This window comes from Planktothrix sp. FACHB-1355 (genome assembly GCF_014748295.1).
Lineage (GTDB): Bacteria > Cyanobacteriota > Cyanobacteriia > Cyanobacteriales > Aerosakkonemataceae > Aerosakkonema > Aerosakkonema funiforme_A.
The window spans coordinates 1-2,214 of the sequence record NZ_JACJUP010001137.1 but is presented as its reverse complement, the minus strand read 5'-3'; the positions used below and the strand labels follow the sequence as shown (position 1 = coordinate 2,214).

Here is a 2,214-nt window from a genome sequence, read left to right as displayed (position 1 = left end):
TGAAGGTAGCTCAAATTAGCCGATAGTAACGATCTTAGATTTAAACTTCGGCCTCGCCAAGGTAAAATCAACTTACCTAGAAGCTGAAGGTAGTTCTGATCGCACCAACAACAACATCGGGGTTGCGTTCGTCGTGGTTAGGCGCTGTCAGCCAGAACACTCCAGGGGTAATAGAGATATTGTCGTTGACGCGATGGGTGTAAAACACCTCAATATGATAACCAACATCGCGATCGCTCCGCTGTCCCGGTTCTAAACCGATCGCCTGTGCCAGCGCTGCATTACTGGTGCCTCCCAGCCTCGGTTGTATCCCAACAGTCAGCCCAGCCACATTTCCCTTTTTGCCCACATCATACAAAACTATATTGAAGTCGTACTGCCATACCTCAGCATCTCCCTTGGTGCCTTCTCCCAAAGTTCGCACTTTAGAATGAGCCAGACCTGCACCTACATCAAAATTTGGAAATAATCGATAGAAAGAGCCGACAAAAAAAGTGTTTGCCACCACCGGCCCTGCCCCATTTATTTTGGCTGGGTTACTACCAGCAGCCGTATCGATTCCGAACTGAGGCGAGTAGCTGTTCATATAAGACCCAGTAACCCTAAGCCGATCCAAAGTGATCACCGGACGGACAGAAGCTGCGTAACCTCCCTGGAATAGTCCCTTACTGGGGTCATTTGCCGTAAATTCGTTTGCCAAGGAAAAGTCTACGTTTAACCAGGGAGCAGCCCGCCATTGCAAACCAATCCCTGCCTGCTGGTTAATTGGGTAAAGTAAGGGACTTGTTTTACCGAAATAGGATATCGGACCGGTACCCAAGTCGGTCAAAGTGGTAATGTTAGCGGAAAGAACCCGATTGCTGGCAAACGCATCCAGAGAAACCGTCAATTTGTCGCCCACCGGGAAGCGGTACTGCAATTGGTTGAGGGAAATATCGTTATTACCAAATCCATATACGTACTTGGCCGGAATCACAAAACGAGTTTCATCGCTAGTGCCCCTAGTGTCGGTTTCGGGAAATCGGGTTTCCGTACTAAATACTTCCAGATTAGAGGCTTCCAGACCGACGATCAAGCTATCTTTACCGGAAAAGCTGGTCAGGAAAGTCAGAAAAGCTTGGTAGCCAAAAGTCGTGTTATTCGCTGGGCCAGCCCTTTCCCCAAAGGCATCTCCAACATACATCGATACCTGACCGCTAAGCTTGGTGGTAGTCGAGAACTGTTGTGTTTCTAATCTTGCTGTACGAGCTTCTAGAGAATCTACGCGCCCTCTTAAAGAAGCAAGTTCGCTAGCGAATTCTTCTTGCAATCTTTGCAAGGCGGCTAGGTCTTCTTTTGTGACGCCTTGGGGTAGGGAAGCGATGAGTTCTTGTATTCGATTCAAACATTGGTTCAAACCAGCAGCGAATTCGTAGCGCGTCATCGCCCGGTTGCCCCGGTAAGTGCCATCTGGATAACCTTCAATACAACCGTACCGCTCCACCAGAGATTGCAATGCGCCAAACGCCCAATCCGTTGGCTGCACATCTGTTAGCTGAGATACCGAGGTTACCCTTGCCATAGAAGATCTTTTTTCCGATGACTTGGGAACAAACGGATTTGCCAAGCCCGGAGTAGGTGAGGCAGTTGATTCCTCGTTGATTGCTAAATCTCCAGCTATTGCTCCGTGCGATCGCAGCAGCCCACTGCCTAACAAAGTTAGCGTCAGTGCCAAAGTTTTGCAAAATAGTTTATTCATACTTAGTATCGAAGCTCACACCACAGCCAGTTATTCGAGCCAGAAAAAGTCAACCGCATGGAAATAATGTAAAAATTTTATCACTACTTTTAAACCCATGCTTTTTTGACTTGAAGCTAAATATAGCAACAATCATATAACGAGTGATTTTTCAATTAGTAGGAAAAGTAGGTTTTTTTGAATAGCTTGTTTGGCAGAGCGATCGCATTCTTATGTATTAGCTAAGCCAGATTATGAAAGATAGTTCAACGATCGCTATGATGCAATGCTTGTTAACTTCAACAACTACAACAGCCTACAAGCACGCTCGCTCAGCTGCGTGGGCTAATTCGGCGGCCACCCGTGCGGCACTGGCTCGAATCAGCGACCAGATGAGGGGGGATAACCACCCTTGCAAAGTAATCGAACAGGAAATCTGAGTACCGCAGACTGTAGACTGCACTTTATAAGTCACCCGTTCCTCAACGCCCGGTAAA

General features: G+C 47.3%; 1 protein-coding gene and 1 pseudogene. Both read right to left on the bottom strand.

Annotation, left to right across the window (positions count from 1 at the left end; all coding sequences use genetic code 11):
- Positions 1-76: 76 nt before the first annotated feature.
- A complete protein-coding gene (locus H6S82_RS29940; protein WP_190472502.1) occupies positions 77-1,738 on the bottom strand; it encodes an iron uptake porin in 1,662 nt (553 codons plus the stop codon).
- Positions 1,739-2,033: 295 nt separating this feature from the next.
- Positions 2,034-2,214: pseudogene (locus H6S82_RS29935) on the bottom strand (SRPBCC family protein); the annotation flags it as partial.